Below are 15,693 nucleotides of genomic sequence, written 5' to 3'. Positions count from 1 at the left end.
GAACCGGCACGACACCCCTCGCTCATCCAGGAGTGGGCCGAGCAGGGGGATGCTCGCGCCGGGCCCCAGCACACGTTCATCTCTCCGCCGTACCTATCCGGCGGACCACCGCCCCGGCACGGTCCGCACCGAAGACCGCAGTCGGACAGCACAACCGGTCGCCGAGCCAGAAGGCCGACGTCCGCTCCAGGGAAGGACCCTTCGTGAGCGACACCACCGATCTGATGGGCGTGACTGCCGACAAGAACGTCGACAGTGCCGCGCCCGCCGAAGGTGCTGCCACTGGCACCACCGCACGGCGCCGCCGCTCCGGCACCGGCCTTGACGGCATGGTCCTGGCCGAGCTGCAGCAGGTCGCGTCCGGCCTCGGCATCAAGGGCACCGCGCGGATGCGCAAGAGCCAGCTGATCGAGGTCATCAAGGAGACCCAGGCCGGCGGCTCCTCCGCGTCCAAGGCCAAGGCCGCCGCGGCCCCGGCCGAAGAGGCGGAGACCAAGCCGAAGCGCCGGGCCACCTCCAAGGCGCGCACCGGCGCCGGGGACGAGACCCCGGCCGCCGCGCCCGCCGAGAAGGCCACCGCCCAGCAGCAGATCGACATCCCCGGTCAGCCGGCCAGCGACGACCAGCCCACGGGCGAGCGCCGTCGGCGCCGTGCCACGGCCCAGGCGGGCAGCCCGGAGACCAAGGCGGACACCAAGGCGCAGGCCAAGGACCGCACGCAGGACGAGCCGAAGCACGAGCCGAAGCACGAGGCTCCTGCCGAGGACCGTTCCGAGTCCAAGGCCGAAGCCGCCGCGGACAACGCCGAGGGCCGTCGTGGCGACCGCCAGGACCGCCAGCGCGGTGAGCGGGGCGAACGCGGCGAGCGCCGCGAGCGTCAGCGCGACCGCCGCGGCAAGGGCGACGACCAGGGCGGCGGCCAGGGCGGCCAGCGTCAGCGTCAGGGCGGCCAGGGCGGTCAGGGCGGCGGCCAGGGCGGCCAGGGGCAGAACCAGGGCCAGCAGGGCGGCGGCGGTCCCCAGGACGACGGCTTCGACGACGAGGGCGGCCGTCGTGGCCGCCGCGGCCGCTACCGCGACCGCCGGGGCCGTCGTGGCCGCGACGACTTCGCGAGCGACGCACCGCCGGTCACCGAGGACGACGTCCTGATCCCCGTCGCGGGCATCCTGGACATCCTCGACAACTACGCGTTCATCCGGACCTCCGGCTACCTGCCGGGCCCGAACGACGTGTACGTCTCCCTCGCCCAGGTCCGCAAGAGCGGCCTGCGCAAGGGTGACCACGTCACCGGCGCCGTGCGCCAGCCCAAGGACGGCGAGCGCCGCGAGAAGTTCAACGCGCTGGTCCGCCTCGACACGGTCAACGGTGCCGAAACCGGCCGTGGCCGCCCGGAGTTCCAGAAGCTGACGCCGCTGTACCCGCAGGACCGGCTCCGCCTGGAGACCGACTCCAACGTCCTGACGACGCGGATCATCGACCTGGTCGCTCCCATCGGCAAGGGCCAGCGAGGCCTGATCGTGGCCCCGCCGAAGACCGGTAAGACCATGATCCTGCAGGCGATCGCCAACGCGATCACGGTCAACAGCCCCGAGTGCCACCTGATGGTCGTCCTGGTCGACGAGCGTCCGGAAGAGGTCACCGACATGCAGCGGTCGGTGAAGGGCGAGGTCATCTCCTCGACCTTCGACCGTCCCGCCGAGGACCACACGACCGTCGCCGAGCTGGCCATCGAGCGCGCCAAGCGTCTCGTCGAGCTGGGTCACGACGTCGTCGTCCTGCTGGACTCGATCACCCGTCTGGGACGCGCGTACAACCTCGCGGCCCCGGCCTCCGGACGCATCCTGTCCGGTGGTGTCGACTCGACCGCGCTCTACCCGCCGAAGCGCTTCTTCGGTGCGGCGCGCAACATCGAGGACGGCGGCTCGCTGACCATCCTGGCCACCGCGCTCGTCGAGACAGGCTCGCGCATGGACGAGGTGATCTTCGAGGAGTTCAAGGGCACCGGCAACATGGAGCTCAAGCTCGACCGCAAGCTCTCCGACAAGCGCATCTTCCCGGCGGTGGACGTCGACGCGTCCAGCACCCGTAAGGAAGAAATCCTGCTCGGCAGCGACGAGTTGGCCATCACCTGGAAGCTGCGCCGGGTGCTCCACGCGCTGGACCAGCAGCAGGCGATCGAGCTCCTCCTGGACCGGATGAAGAAGACCCAGTCCAACGCGGAGTTCCTGCTCCAGATCCAGAAGACGACGCCGGCCCCGGGCAACAACGACTAGTTCGAGTCCTCCGGCAGTACACAGGGCCGCCTCCCGCACTTCGGTGCCGGGGGCGGCCCTGTGCCGTTGCCCGCCCCGAGACCTTCGCCACACGGCCCGCGGACCCACAGCGACGCGCCCTTGCCTGTAGCGGCCAAGAAACCGCAGGTGAGCGCCGGGTCACCGGATGTCCCCGCACCCCGCGCGCACGTTCCGGGTTCACCCGGAGGTCACAGCCCCCTGTGCAACCCTTCTTGTCGCCGCAGCGTCGTAACGAAGAGCGACATCGAGAGCGACACCAACAGCGACAAAGCGGCACACAGGGCCCGCACACCACTGCAGGGGGTAGCCGGGAGCAGCCGAGGAACGAGGGAGACCGATGAGCGACCAGAGCGGGAGCAGCAGCCGAATACGGGCCACCGGCAGACGCCGGAGGAAGCCGTCCCGCTGCCGCAGGGCGACCGTCATCGGCGCGTGGGCTCTGGCCGCCATCGTCGTCCTCGGCGGATCGGGGCTCGGCTACGCGTACTTCCACCTCAACGGCAACCTCAAGGCCGTCGACATCAACAACGCGCTGGGCAAGGACCGCCCCGACAACGTCGACAACGGCTCCGAGGACATCCTCGTGCTCGGTTCGGACTCCCGCTCCGGTGCCAACGCGCAGTACGGCGAGGACCAGGGCGGCGCCCGCTCGGACACCGCGATGGTCGTGCACGTCAACAAGGGCCACAGGACGGCGAGCGTCGTCTCCATCCCGCGCGACACCCTCGTCACCCGGCCCGAGTGCACCGGTGACACGAGCGGACAGCCCGTCGCCGGGGAGCAGCGCGCGATGTTCAACACGGCGTACGAGGTCGGCGGACCGGCCTGCGCGGTCAAGACCGTGGAGTCGATGTCGGGGATCCGCATGGACCACTACCTCGAGGTCGACTTCACCGGCTTCAAGAAGCTGGTCGACAAGCTCGGCGGGGTCGAGATCACCACCAGGCAGGCGATCAACGACCCCAAGAGCCATCTGAACCTCGAACCGGGCACCCACACCCTGAACGGCGAGGAGTCACTCGGCCTGGTCCGCACCCGCAAGAGCGTCGGCGACGGCAGCGACCTCGGCCGCATCCAGCTCCAGCAGGCGTTCATCAAGGCGCTGATGGAGCAGGCCAAGAGCGTCGGCATCCTCAACGGCACCAAGCTGTACGGGATCGCGGACACCGCCACCAAGGCCATCACCACCGACTCCGACCTGGGCTCCGTCAAGGCGCTCGCGTCCTTCGCGAGCGGTCTCAAGGGTCTCGGGTCCGACGACGTCCACATGGTGACCCTGCCCGTGGAGTACGACCCGGCCGACCCGAACCGCGTCATCCCGCAGGAGGAGGCCGGCCGGCAGGTGTGGACGGCGCTCCTCCACGACCGGCCGATCCCCGCCTCCGCCACCGAGAAGTCGGCGGGCGACAAGGGCGACGCCGGGCAGATCGTGCAGTGATCCGGGCCGCCCGGGAATAGCCGGCGGCCGACCCTCGTTTTGGGAGATACGGCCGGTCCTGGCAGACTGGTACGTCGGCCCCGGTTCACGGACGCGCAATCCGCGCGTACGACCCGGCGCCCTCCCGAACCTAGGAGACACCTTGAAGCGCGACATTCACCCCCAGTACGTCGAGACGCAGGTCAGCTGCACCTGTGGCGCGTCGTTCACCACCCGGTCGACCCTGGACAGCGGCGCCATCCGTGCCGACGTCTGCTCCGAGTGCCACCCGTTCTACACGGGCAAGCAGAAGATCCTCGACACCGGTGGCCGCGTGGCCCGCTTCGAGGCCCGCTTCGGCAAGGCCGCCGGCTCCGCCAGCAAGTAGCGAGCCACTGCGCCGGTCCTTGGCGCCCTCTTCCGGGGGCGCCGGGACCGGCGTTTTTTTCCGGCCGGGACGACGGCATCCCCGTATCCCGCCCGGCAGGCACCCGCCGGCCGGCAGGCACGATGAGCGAAGGAACCAGGAGCGCGAAGATGTTCGAGGCGGTCGAGGAACTGATCGGCGAACAGGCCGATCTCGAGAACAAGCTCGCAGACCCGTCGGTCCACGCCGACCAGGCCAACGCGCGCAAGCTGAACAAGCGCTACGCCGAGCTGACTCCGATCGTCGCCACGTACCGCTCCTGGAAGCAGACCGGCGAGGACATCGGGACCGCCCGCGAGTACGCCGCCGACGACCCCGACTTCGCCGCCGAGGTCAAGGAGCTGGAGAAGGAGCGCGAGGAGCTCACCGAGAAGCTCCGCCTCCTGCTCGTTCCCCGTGACCCCAGCGACGACAAGGACGTGCTCCTGGAGATCAAGGCGGGCGCGGGTGGCGACGAGTCCGCCCTGTTCGCCGGTGATCTGCTGCGCATGTACCTGCGCTACGCCGAGCGCGTCGGCTGGAAGACCGAGATCATCGACTCCACCGAGTCCGAGCTCGGCGGCTACAAGGACGTCCAGGTCGCCGTGAAGACCAAGGGCGGCAACGGGGCCACCGAACCCGGCCAGGGCGTCTGGGCCCGGATGAAGTACGAGGGCGGCGTGCACCGCGTGCAGCGCGTGCCCTCCACCGAGTCCCAGGGCCGTATCCACACCTCCGCCGCCGGCGTGCTCGTCACGCCCGAGGCCGAGGAGGTCGAGGTCGAGGTCCACGCCAACGATCTCCGTATCGACGTGTACCGCTCCTCCGGCCCCGGCGGCCAGTCCGTCAACACGACCGACTCAGCGGTCCGCATCACGCACCTGCCCACCGGTGTCGTCGCCTCCTGCCAGAACGAGAAGAGCCAGCTCCAGAACAAGGAGCAGGCCATGCGCATCCTGCGCTCCCGGCTCCTGGCCGCCGCCCAGGAGGCCGCCGAGCAGGAAGCGTCGGACGTCCGGCGCAGCCAGGTGCGAACGGTCGACCGTTCCGAGAAGATCCGTACGTACAACTTCCCGGAAAACCGGATCTCGGACCACCGCGTCGGCTTCAAGGCGTACAACTTGGACCAGGTGCTCGACGGGGACCTGGACGCCGTGATCCAGGCCTGTGTCGACGCCGACTCCGCGGCCAAGCTCGCCGCAGCGTAGATTCCCACCGCCCCGCCCCGCTCGTAACCCGTACGGAGAACCGCGATGAACCTGCTGCTCGCCGAGGTGGCCCAGGCCACCCAGCGGCTGGCCGACGCCGGTGTCCCTTCACCGCGATTCGACGCGGAGGAGCTCGCCGCGTTCGTGCACGGCGTCAAGCGGGGCGAGCTGCACAACGTGCCGGACACCGACTTCGACGCCCGCTACTGGGAGACGATCGCCCGGCGCGAGGCCCGCGAACCGCTCCAGCACATCACCGGCCGCGCCTTCTTCCGCTACCTGGAGCTCCAGGTCGGCCCCGGCGTCTTCGTGCCCCGGCCGGAGACCGAGTCGGTCGTCGGCTGGGCGATAGACGCCGTCCGCGCGATGGACGTCGTCGAGCCGCTGATCGTCGATCTGTGCACCGGGTCGGGCGCCATCGCCCTCGCCATGGCCCAGGAGGTGCCGCGCTCGCGCGTGCACGCCGTGGAGCTGTCCGAGGACGCCCTCAAATGGACCAGGAAGAACGCCGAGGAGTCCAGGGTCACCGTGCACCGCGGAGACGCCCTGACGGCCCTTCCCGAGCTCGATGGCCAGGTCGACCTGGTCATCTCCAACCCGCCGTACATCCCGCTCACCGAATGGGAGTACGTGGCCCCCGAGGCCCGTGACCACGACCCCGAGATGGCCCTCTTCTCGGGCGAGGACGGCCTCGACACCATCCGCGGCATCGAGCGCACCGCCCACCGTCTGCTGCGCCCCGGCGGCCTCGTTGTCATCGAGCACGCCGACACCCAGGGCGGCCAGGTGCCGTGGATCTTCACCGAGGAGCGGGGCTGGGCCGACGCGGCCGACCACCCCGACCTCAACAGGCGTCCCCGGTTCGCCACGGCCCGCAAGGCCATGCCGTGACCGGCGGCAACCACCCGCACGACCCGTACCAGCCCTACCCGTACATGCTTGAGGAGGCCGGCTGATGGCACGGCGATACGACTGCAACGACGCGACCGACCGCACGACGGGTCTGCGCGAGGCCGCGTCCGCCGTCCGCCGCGGCGAACTGGTCGTGCTCCCCACCGACACCGTGTACGGGATCGGTGCGGACGCCTTCAGTTCCGAGGGCGTCGTCGACCTCCTGGCCGCCAAGGGCCGCGGCCGCAACATGCCGACGCCCGTCCTCATCGGCTCGCCGAACACCCTGCACGGCCTGGTCACGGACTTCTCGGAGCAGGCCTGGGAGCTGGTCGACGCCTTCTGGCCGGGCGCGCTCACGCTCGTCGCCAAGCACCAGCCCTCGCTCCAGTGGGACCTCGGTGACACCCGCGGCACCGTCGCCATCCGGATGCCCCTGCACCCCGTCGCCATCGAGCTGCTCACGGAGGTCGGCCCGATGGCCGTCTCCAGCGCCAACCTCACCGGACACCCCTCGCCCGAGGACTGCGACGCCGCCCAGGAGATGCTCGGCGACTCCGTGTCCGTGTACCTCGACGGCGGCCCCACCCCGGGCATCGTGCCGTCCTCGATCGTCGACGTCACCGGCAAGGTGCCGGTCCTGCTGCGCGCCGGCGCGCTCTCCGCGGAGGAGCTGCGCAAGGTGGTACCCGACCTCGAGGTGGCCAATTGACCGCCCCTGAGGGGCGTGGCATAGCGGGGCAGACCGACACCTTCCGCATCCTCCACGTCAGCACCGGCAACGTCTGCCGCTCACCGATCACCGAGCGGCTGACCCGGCATGCCCTCGTGGACCGCCTGGGCGACCCGCTCCAGGGCGGGCTGATCGTGGAGAGCGCGGGCACCTGGGGGCACGAGGGCGCACCGATGGAGGCCAACGCGGAGGTGGTCCTCGCCGACTTCGGCGCCGATGCCACCGGCTTCGTCGGCCGCGAACTGCTGGACGAGCACGTGATCCGCGCCGACCTCGTGCTCACCGCGACCCGTGACCACCGGGCCCAGGTGATCTCGATGGGGCACTCGGCCGGACTGCGGACCTTCACGCTCAAGGAATTCACCCGGCTGGTCCGGGCGATAGACCCCGCCACACTGCCGGACGCGTGTGACGAGGGCGTCGTCGAGCGCGCCCGCGCCCTGGTCCGCGCGGCCGCCGCGCTGCGCGGCTGGCTGCTGGCCCCGACGGCGGAGGCCGACGAGGTCTACGACCCGTACGGCGCCCCCATCACCTTCTTCCGGTCCATCGGTGACGAGATCAACCAGGCCCTGGACCCCGTCGTCACCGCGCTGACGGGCGTCCCGGCGCCGCGCTGATGTGACGTCCGGGAGGCCGTCCGCGCCGCGCTGACGGCCGTACGGCGAGGGCCGGGGCCCCCCAGGGGCCGATCGGGTGCGCCACGGCTCAGGACAGCGGGCAGCGGGCCCGCCCCGGGCCTACATTGGAGCTGACGCCACCCCCCAGGCGTCGCCCCTCCCCAGGCCCGGAGCCCCCGATGCCGGTCACCACCGCTGCTGCCGCACCCTCCGCCGTCGCCGCCCTGCCGCAGGACTTCGGCGCGCTGCTCCGGGAGGACCCGGAGATCGCCGATGTCCTGGTGGGGGAGCTCCGCCGCCAGTCCGAGACCCTGCAGCTGACCGCCGCGGAGAACTTCACCTCGCCCGCGGTCCTGGCGGCACTCGGCTCCCCGCTCGCCAACAAGTACGCCGAGGGGTACCCCGGCGCCCGCCACCACGGCGGCTGCGAGCAGGCGGACGCCGCCGAACGCATCGCGATCCGCCGCGCCACCTCGCTCTTCGGGGCCGAGCACGCCAACGTGCAGCCCCACTCCGGCTCCTCGGCCGTCCTCGCGGCGTACGCGGCGCTGCTGCGCCCCGGCGACACGGTCCTCGCGATGGGACTCCCGTACGGCGGCCACCTCACCCATGGCTCGCCCGCCAACTTCTCCGGCCGCTGGTTCGAGTTCATCGGCTACGGGGTCGACTCCGAGAGCGGTCTGATCGACTACGACCAGGTCCGCACCCTGGCCCGCACGCACCGCCCCAAGGCGATCGTCAGCGGCTCGATCTCCTATCCCCGCCACCCCGACCACGAACTGTTCCGGGAGATCTGCGACGAGGTGGGCGCGTACCTCATCGCCGACTCCGCGCACCCGATGGGATTGATCGCCGGGGGAGCGGCGCCGAGCCCCGTCCCGTACGCGGACGTGGTCTGCGCCACCACGCACAAGGTGCTGCGCGGGCCGCGCGGCGGCATGATCCTGTGCGGCTCGGAACTGGCGGAGCGGATCGACCGGGCGGTGTTCCCCTTCACGCAGGGCGGCGCCCAGATGCACACGGTGGCCGCGAAGGCCGTCGCGTTCGGCGAGGCCGCCGCGCCCGCCTTCGCCGCGTACGCCCATCACGTCGTGAACCACGCCCGGGTCCTGGCGGCCGGCCTGGAGGCCGAGGGCTTCGACGTCACCACCGGTGGCACGGACACCCACCTGATCGTCGCCGACCCTGCCCCGCTCGGCGTCGACGGCCCCGCCGCCCGCGCCCGGCTGGCCGCCGCCGGTCTGGTGCTGGACACCTGCGCACTTCCGTACGGGGACGCGCGGGGCATCCGGCTCGGCACCGCGGCGGTCACCACCCAGGGCATGGACGACACCGACATGGCGCGCCTCGCGGTGCTCATGGGGTCCGCGGTTCGCGGGGAGGGTGATGTCCTCGCGGAGGTGCGGGAGATGGCGGCGGAACATCCTCCCTATCCAGGGATGCCGGGGATGGAATAAGCCATATGTCCGTAATGGTGACTGCCTGTGCAACCATCGCGGGGACCTCTGTGTCCTCAACCATGAGCCCGGCCTAGTTAAGGTGTGGGCTGAGATGGCCGGCGATATTTCTGGGGCAGCCCGTGCGTGATTACCTGCTGACGCTCTGTGTCACGGCCGCGGTGACGTATCTGCTCACCGGCCCGGTGCGTAAGTTCGCCATCGCGGTCGGGGCGATGCCCGCGATCCGTGCGCGCGACGTCCACCGCGAACCGACACCGAGGCTCGGCGGCATCGCCATGTTCGGCGGGCTGTGCGCCGGGTTGATCGTCGCCGATCACCTGGCCAACCTCGACGGCGTCTTCGAACTCTCCAACGAACCGCGGGCGCTGCTCTCCGGAGCGGCCCTGATCTGGCTGATCGGCGTCCTGGACGACAAGTTCGAGATCGACGCCCTGATCAAGCTGGGCGGGCAGATGATCGCCGCGGCCGTCATGGTGCTCCAGGGCCTGACGATCCTGTGGCTGCCGATCCCGGGCGTCGGCACGGTCCCGCTCACCCAGTGGCAGGGCACCCTGCTGACGGTCGCGCTCGTCGTCATCACCATCAACGCGGTGAACTTCGTCGACGGACTGGACGGCCTCGCGGCCGGCATGGTCTGCATCGCCTCGGCCGCGCTCTTCCTCTACACCTACCGGCTCTGGTACGGGTACGGGATCGAGGCGGCCGCCCCCGCGACGCTCTTCACGGCGATCCTGATGGGCATGTGCCTCGGCTTCCTGCCGCACAACATGCATCCCGCGCGGATCTTCATGGGGGACTCCGGGTCGATGCTGATCGGCCTGGTCCTGGCCGCCGGCGCGATCTCCGTGACCGGGCAGGTAGACCCGGACACGATGAAGATCTTCGAGGGCAGTGAGCGTCAGGCGACCCACGCGATGCTGCCGGTCTTCATCCCGCTGCTCCTGCCGCTGACGATCATCGCCATCCCGGCGGCCGACCTGGTGCTGGCGATCGTGCGGCGCACGTGGAACGGCCAGTCGCCGTTCGCCGCGGACCGCGGGCACCTGCACCACCGGTTGCTGGAGATCGGCCATTCGCACAGCCGCTCGGTGCTGATCATGTACTTCTGGTCGGCGCTGATCGCCTTCGGGGCTGTCGGCTACTCGGTGCACTCGACGTCGATGTGGATCGTGCTCCTGATCGTCGGGCTGAGCGCGCTCGGCCTGATCCTGTTGCTGATGCCGCGGTTCACCCCGCGGGCCCCACGCTGGGCGGAGCACTTCGTGCCGCCGCGCTACCGCCGCCGTCGCCGCGGCGAGGGGGAACCCGGGACAGAGCCCTCGCAGGGGCTGGAGGGCCAACACGGGCCCCAGGGCGACCAGATGGGGCAGGACGGTCACGAGCCCGCGCCACAGCCCCCGATCGCCGCAGGGGTGTCCGGCGTCAACGGAGCGACCGCCGTCGGCCCCCGTTCGCGCTTCGCGGACCGACGCAAGGCCGGTTCGACGCGTCGATGATTCGGTCATCAAGGGGCAATACCAGACAAGCCGTTGAGTTGCCTTGCTCACACGGGCGAATTAGCCCTCACGTGTGACAGCAAGCACACTTTCCAGGTAAAGACCTCATCAAATAGTTTGTGATACCGTTCACGAACCCGGTGCCAGAGCCGAAGGACCTGAGTAGCACGGTCCCTTGGCCCCGAGGCATCGACTCGGACCGGGCCTACGCTCGTCCATGACGACACACTGCCCACCCCCTGCAAGCGGAGCTGCCGCCATGCCGTCCAACGACGTCCGGACTCTCCTCCAGACCGCCGTACCCACCGCTGTCGCCGGCGCAGTCGCCGCCGCGATCAGCGGTGGCGTCGCCGGTGGCAAGGGAGCCCTGGGCGCGATCGTTGCGACGATCGTGGTCATCCTCTTCATGGGGATCGGACTGCTGGTCCTGCAACGGACCGCCCGGTCCATGCCTCACCTCTTCCAGGCGATGGGGCTCGCGCTGTACACGGCGCAACTCCTGTTGCTGTTCATCTTCGTCGCCGTATTCAAGAACACCTCGCTGTTCAACCCGAAGGCCTTCGCGATCACTCTGGTCGTGACGACACTCGTGTGGATCGGCGCACAGGCGCGTGCGCACATGAAGGCCAAGATCCTTTACGTGGAACCCGAGTCCGACAAGGACGAAAAGCCCAAGAAGCCGGGGTCCACAGCGTGAAGGGTAGGGGCGGAATAAGTGCAGGCCCACGACCCTGCTATCGTCCGGTTCCAACTGCGGCACTGCGGGCGCGGGCATGTGAGCTGACGCCTGCACGATCGCGAGGCTCACATGCCTGACTGCCGCTCACACATCCGAAACACCAGTCCAGTGCCGAACCGCGGCTGCGCGCCGCGCCGACACAACGAGGTTGCCGTACCTATGCGCCACGCTGAAGGAGCCCGCGGTGAGTGCTGACCCGACACAGGTGCTCGCCTTCGAGACCGATTGCCACATCTTCGACGGTTGTGGTTTCCCGGCACCCGGCCTGCACTCGTTCCTGTTCGAGCCCCTCTGGGGCGACGCGGACAGCAACTTGTACTTCAACAAGACGATGCTGCTGGCCCTGCTCGGCTCGGTCATCATCGTTGGCTTCTTCTGGGCCGCCTTCCGTAAGCCGAAGTTGGTGCCCGGCAAGCTTCAGATGACCGCCGAGGCCGGATACGACTTCATCCGCCGCGGCATCGTCTACGAGACGATCGGCAAGCGCGACGGCGAGAAGTACGTCCCGCTGATGGTCTCCCTGTTCTTCGTCATCTGGATGATGAACCTCTGGTCCATCATTCCGGTTGCCCAGTTCCCCGTCACGGCGATCATTTCGTATCCGGCGGCTCTCGCCGGGATCGTCTACATCCTGTGGGTCGTCCTGACCTTCAAGAAGCACGGCTTCGTCGGCGCCCTCAAGAACTTCACGGGCTACGACAAGAGCCTCGGCGGGGTCCTGCCGCTCTCGATGACCATCGAGTTCTTCTCGAACCTGCTGGTCCGGCCGTTCACGCACGCGGTCCGACTCTTCGCCAACATGTTCGCGGGCCACACGCTCCTGCTGCTCTTCACGATCGCCAGCTGGTACCTGCTCAACGGCATCGGCTTCGCGTACGCAGGCGTGTCGTTCGTGATGGTCCTCGTGATGACGGCCTTCGAGCTCTTCATCCAGGCTGTCCAGGCCTATGTGTTCGTGCTGCTGGCCTGCAGCTACATCCAGGGCGCTCTCGCCAAGGGCCACTGAGCACCCACCTCCTGAAGCACCCGGTGGCCAACCCCCACCGGACATTGAAAGAGAAGGAAGAACCGGCATGTCCGCTCTCCAGACCCTCGCCGCCGGCGTCGAAATCAAGGGCAACCTCGGCTCGATCGGTTACGGCCTCGCCGCGATCGGCCCCGGCGTCGGCATCGGCATCATCTTCGGTAACGGCACCCAGGCACTCGCCCGTCAGCCCGAGGCTGCCGGTCTCATCCGCGCCAACCAGATTCTCGGCTTCGCCTTCTGTGAGGCGCTCGCCCTGATCGGTCTGGTCATGCCGTTCGTCTACCCGACCTCCTGACCGGTCGCGAACAGCCCATTCGACGGAAGGCACTGACGTGAACCCCCTGGTTCAGCTCGCGGCGGAGGAGCCGGAAAACCCGCTCATCCCGCCGATTCCTGAGCTCGTCATTGGCCTCATCGCTTTCGTCATCGTCTTCGGCTTCCTCGCCAAGAAGCTCCTCCCGAACATCAACAAGGTTCTGGAAGAGCGTCGCGAGGCCATCGAAGGTGGTATCGAAAAGGCCGATGCGGCCCAGACCGAGGCCCAGAGCGTTCTTGAGCAGTACAAGGCTCAGCTCGCCGAGGCCCGCCACGAAGCCGCTCGTCTGCGCCAGGAGGCGCAGGAGCAGGGCGCCGTGATCCTGCAGGAAATGAGGGCGGAAGGCCAGCGGCAGCGCGAGGAGATCGTCGCTGCCGGCCACGCCCAGATCGAGGCCGACCGCAAGGCCGCCGCTTCGGCGCTGCGTCAGGACGTGGGCACGCTCGCCACGACCCTGGCCGGCAAGCTCGTCGGCGAGTCCCTCGAGGACCACGCCCGGCAGAGCGGCACCGTCGACCGGTTCCTCGACGAGCTCGAGGCGAAGGCCGAGGCAGTCCGATGAACAGCGCGAGCCGCGAGGCACTGGCTGCCGCACGCGAGCGTCTCGACGCGCTGACCGACAACACGTCGGTCGACGCGGCGAAGCTCGCCGAGGACCTGGCCGGCGTCACGGCGCTGCTGCACCGCGAGGTGTCGCTGCGCCGGGTCCTGACCGACCCGGCGCAGGCCGGCGAGGCCAGGGCCGAGCTGGCCGGACGGCTGCTGCGCGGTCAGGTGGGCGGCGAAGCCGTCGACCTGGTCTCCGGAATGGTCCGCTCGCGCTGGTCGCAGTCGCGTGACCTGGTCGACTCGACCGAGGAACTGGCGAACACCGCGGACCTCACCGCCGCCCAGCGCAGCGGAGACCTCGACGACGTCGAGGACGAGCTGTTCCGGTTCGGCCGGATCGTGGCCTCGGACCCCGGGCTGCGCTCCGCGCTGACCAGCCGGACCGCGACCCCCGCCGCCAAGGGCGAGCTGCTGCGCAGCCTGCTCGGCGGTAAGGCGCGGCCCGTCACCGAGCGCCTCGTCGTGCGACTCGTCACCCAGCCCCGTGGACGTAGCCTGGAAGCGGGACTCGAGTCCCTGTCCAAGCTCGCCGCGGACCGCAGGGACCGTGTGGTGGCGGTGGTGACCTCCGCCGTACCGCTCAGTGACCGGCAGAAGCAGCGCCTCGGCGCCGCACTGGCGAAGATCTACGGCCGGCAGATGCACCTGAGTCTCGACGTGGACCCCGCGGTCCTCGGCGGGATCGTGGTGCGGGTCGGTGACGAGGTCATCAACGGCTCCATCGCGGAGCGCCTCGACGAGGCGACCCGTCGCATGGCCGGCTGACGCGGCGCGACGTACCAAACAGAACAGAGCAAGACCAGCGGCCCGGTTGGGCCGTGCAGAAATTGCAGAAGATTCCTGGGGGTCGGCCCCCAGACCCCCTTAAGAAACTTCGGGCCCAACAAGGAGAGCAGGGAACCCAGATGGCGGAGCTCACGATCCGGCCGGAGGAGATCCGGGACGCACTGGATAACTTTGTCCAGTCGTACCAGCCGGACGCGGCCTCGCGCGAGGAGGTCGGAACGGTCAGCGTTGCCGGCGACGGCATCGCGAAGGTGGAGGGCCTGCCCTCCGCCATGGCGAACGAACTGCTGAAGTTCGAGGACGGAACCCTCGGTCTCGCCCTCAACCTCGAAGAGCGCGAGATCGGTGCGATCGTCCTCGGCGAGTTCAGCGGAATCGAGGAGGGCCAGCCGGTGCAGCGCACCGGTGAGGTGCTCTCCGTCGGCGTCGGCGAGGGCTACCTCGGCCGCGTCGTCGACCCGCTCGGCAACCCGATCGACGGCCTCGGCGAGATCGCGACCGAAGGTCGTCGCGCCCTCGAACTGCAGGCCCCTGGCGTCATGGTCCGCAAGTCGGTGCACGAGCCGATGCAGACCGGCTACAAGGCCGTCGACGCCATGGTGCCGATCGGCCGCGGCCAGCGTCAGCTGATCATCGGCGACCGTCAGACGGGTAAGACCGCGCTGGCCGTCGACACGATCATCAACCAGCGCGACAACTGGCGCTCGGGCGACGTGAACAAGCAGGTGCGCTGCATCTACGTCGCCATCGGTCAGAAGGGCTCCACCATCGCCTCCGTGCGAGGTGCCCTGGAAGAGGCCGGCGCGCTCGAGTACACGACCATCGTCGCCGCCCCGGCGTCCGACCCGGCCGGCTTCAAGTACCTGGCGCCGTACACCGGCTCGGCCATCGGCCAGCACTGGATGTACGACGGCAAGCACGTCCTCATCATCTTCGACGACCTCTCGAAGCAGGCCGACGCCTACCGCGCCGTGTCGCTTCTGCTGCGCCGTCCGCCGGGCCGCGAGGCCTACCCGGGCGACGTCTTCTACCTGCACTCGCGTCTGCTGGAGCGCTGCGCCAAGCTCTCCGACGCGATGGGTGCCGGTTCGATGACGGGCCTCCCGATCGTCGAGACCAAGGCGAACGACGTGTCGGCGTTCATCCCGACCAACGTCATCTCCATCACCGACGGCCAGTGCTTCCTGGAGTCCGACCTGTTCAACGCGGGTCAGCGTCCGGCGCTCAACGTCGGTATCTCGGTCTCCCGAGTCGGTGGCTCCGCCCAGCACAAGGCCATGAAGCAGGTCTCCGGCCGTCTTCGTGTGGACCTCGCCCAGTACCGCGAGCTGGAGGCGTTCGCCGCCTTCGGTTCCGACCTGGACGCGGCCTCCAAGGCGTCGCTGGAGCGCGGTAAGCGCATGGTCGAGCTGCTGAAGCAGCCGCAGTACGCCCCGTTCCCGATGGAGGAGCAGGTCGTCTCCGTCTGGGCCGGCACCACGGGCAAGATGGACGACGTCCCGGTCGAGGACATCCGCCGCTTCGAGGGCGAGCTGCTGGAGTACCTGCGCCGTGAGCGCAAGGACCTCCTGACCAGCATCGCCGAGGGCGGCAAGATGTCCGACGACACGCTGCAGTCGATCGCCGACGCGATCGCCGCCTTCAAGCAGCAGTTCGAGACCTCGGACGGCAAGCTCCTGGGCGAGGGCTGATCG

General features: G+C 69.5%; 15 protein-coding genes. All 15 read left to right on the top strand.

All coding sequences use genetic code 11. The features are described from left to right. Window positions 1-203: 203 nt before the first annotated feature. Window positions 204-2,273 carry a transcription termination factor Rho gene (gene rho, locus ACFYPA_RS09385; protein ID WP_389130789.1) on the top strand — a complete coding sequence of 690 codons (2,070 nt, stop codon included), beginning with the start codon at window positions 204-206 and terminating at the stop codon, window positions 2,271-2,273. Window positions 2,274-2,631: 358 nt separating this feature from the next. Then, window positions 2,632-3,732: an LCP family protein gene (locus ACFYPA_RS09380; RefSeq protein WP_389130786.1), complete on the top strand. Its 1,101-nt coding sequence runs from the start codon at window positions 2,632-2,634 to the stop codon at window positions 3,730-3,732. Between the two features lie 142 nt (window positions 3,733-3,874). After that, window positions 3,875-4,099 carry a 50S ribosomal protein L31 gene (rpmE, locus tag ACFYPA_RS09375; RefSeq protein ID WP_136328765.1) on the top strand — a complete coding sequence of 75 codons (225 nt, stop codon included), beginning with the start codon at window positions 3,875-3,877 and terminating at the stop codon, window positions 4,097-4,099. A gap of 149 nt (window positions 4,100-4,248) precedes the next feature. Beyond that, window positions 4,249-5,325 carry a peptide chain release factor 1 gene (gene prfA, locus ACFYPA_RS09370; protein WP_359077793.1) on the top strand — a complete coding sequence of 359 codons (1,077 nt, stop codon included), beginning with the start codon at window positions 4,249-4,251 and terminating at the stop codon, window positions 5,323-5,325. Window positions 5,326-5,370: 45 nt separating this feature from the next. Continuing rightward, window positions 5,371-6,216 (top strand): peptide chain release factor N(5)-glutamine methyltransferase, encoded by an 846-nt coding sequence (gene prmC / locus ACFYPA_RS09365; protein WP_326738782.1) that lies wholly within the window; start codon window positions 5,371-5,373, stop codon window positions 6,214-6,216. Window positions 6,217-6,280: 64 nt separating this feature from the next. Beyond that, window positions 6,281-6,928 (top strand): L-threonylcarbamoyladenylate synthase, encoded by a 648-nt coding sequence (locus ACFYPA_RS09360; RefSeq protein WP_266782896.1) that lies wholly within the window; start codon window positions 6,281-6,283, stop codon window positions 6,926-6,928. Further along, on the top strand, window positions 6,925-7,566 hold the full coding sequence (locus tag ACFYPA_RS09355) for a protein-tyrosine-phosphatase (RefSeq protein ID WP_359077183.1): 642 nt from the start codon (window positions 6,925-6,927) through the stop codon (window positions 7,564-7,566). Before ACFYPA_RS09360 ends, ACFYPA_RS09355 begins: the two co-directional genes overlap by 4 nt. 179 nt (window positions 7,567-7,745) lie before the next feature. Then, window positions 7,746-9,023, top strand: coding sequence for a serine hydroxymethyltransferase (glyA, locus tag ACFYPA_RS09350; RefSeq protein WP_359314216.1), 1,278 nt, complete (start codon window positions 7,746-7,748; stop codon window positions 9,021-9,023). A gap of 110 nt (window positions 9,024-9,133) precedes the next feature. Then, the gene (locus ACFYPA_RS09345) at window positions 9,134-10,522 is read left to right on the top strand and encodes an MraY family glycosyltransferase (protein WP_359077795.1); all 1,389 of its coding nucleotides are present in this window, start codon (window positions 9,134-9,136) and stop codon (window positions 10,520-10,522) included. 259 nt (window positions 10,523-10,781) lie between these two features. Next, window positions 10,782-11,219, top strand: coding sequence for a hypothetical protein (locus ACFYPA_RS09340; RefSeq protein WP_359077187.1), 438 nt, complete (start codon window positions 10,782-10,784; stop codon window positions 11,217-11,219). Between the two features lie 226 nt (window positions 11,220-11,445). Next, window positions 11,446-12,267 carry a F0F1 ATP synthase subunit A gene (gene atpB / locus ACFYPA_RS09335; protein WP_359077189.1) on the top strand — a complete coding sequence of 274 codons (822 nt, stop codon included), beginning with the start codon at window positions 11,446-11,448 and terminating at the stop codon, window positions 12,265-12,267. A 67-nt stretch (window positions 12,268-12,334) separates the two neighbouring features. Beyond that, complete coding sequence (atpE, locus tag ACFYPA_RS09330; RefSeq protein ID WP_018102636.1) at window positions 12,335-12,583, top strand: ATP synthase F0 subunit C; 249 nt, start codon at window positions 12,335-12,337, stop codon at window positions 12,581-12,583. A gap of 37 nt (window positions 12,584-12,620) precedes the next feature. Continuing rightward, complete coding sequence (locus tag ACFYPA_RS09325; RefSeq protein WP_359077191.1) at window positions 12,621-13,166, top strand: F0F1 ATP synthase subunit B; 546 nt, start codon at window positions 12,621-12,623, stop codon at window positions 13,164-13,166. Further along, complete coding sequence (locus ACFYPA_RS09320; protein WP_359314212.1) at window positions 13,163-13,978, top strand: F0F1 ATP synthase subunit delta; 816 nt, start codon at window positions 13,163-13,165, stop codon at window positions 13,976-13,978. The genes ACFYPA_RS09325 and ACFYPA_RS09320 overlap by 4 nt, the downstream gene beginning before the upstream one ends. 140 nt (window positions 13,979-14,118) lie before the next feature. Then, on the top strand, window positions 14,119-15,690 hold the full coding sequence (gene atpA, locus ACFYPA_RS09315) for a F0F1 ATP synthase subunit alpha (RefSeq protein ID WP_359077195.1): 1,572 nt from the start codon (window positions 14,119-14,121) through the stop codon (window positions 15,688-15,690). The last annotated feature ends 3 nt before the right edge of the window (window positions 15,691-15,693 follow it).

Source organism: Streptomyces sp. NPDC005775 (assembly GCF_042871565.1).
Taxonomy (GTDB): domain Bacteria; phylum Actinomycetota; class Actinomycetes; order Streptomycetales; family Streptomycetaceae; genus Streptomyces.
This window is presented reverse-complemented; position numbering and strand designations above follow the sequence as displayed.

Coding starts and splice junctions, on each gene's coding strand:
- atpE (WP_018102636.1), top strand. CDS start 12,335: ATGTCCGCTCTCCAGACCCTCGCCGCCGGCGTCGAAATCAAGGGCAAC.
- prmC (WP_326738782.1), top strand. CDS start 5,371: ATGAACCTGCTGCTCGCCGAGGTGGCCCAGGCCACCCAGCGGCTGGCC.
- ACFYPA_RS09320 (WP_359314212.1), top strand. CDS start 13,163: ATGAACAGCGCGAGCCGCGAGGCACTGGCTGCCGCACGCGAGCGTCTC.
- atpA (WP_359077195.1), top strand. CDS start 14,119: ATGGCGGAGCTCACGATCCGGCCGGAGGAGATCCGGGACGCACTGGAT.
- ACFYPA_RS09380 (WP_389130786.1), top strand. CDS start 2,632: ATGAGCGACCAGAGCGGGAGCAGCAGCCGAATACGGGCCACCGGCAGA.
- glyA (WP_359314216.1), top strand. CDS start 7,746: ATGCCGGTCACCACCGCTGCTGCCGCACCCTCCGCCGTCGCCGCCCTG.
- ACFYPA_RS09360 (WP_266782896.1), top strand. CDS start 6,281: ATGGCACGGCGATACGACTGCAACGACGCGACCGACCGCACGACGGGT.
- prfA (WP_359077793.1), top strand. CDS start 4,249: ATGTTCGAGGCGGTCGAGGAACTGATCGGCGAACAGGCCGATCTCGAG.
- ACFYPA_RS09340 (WP_359077187.1), top strand. CDS start 10,782: ATGCCGTCCAACGACGTCCGGACTCTCCTCCAGACCGCCGTACCCACC.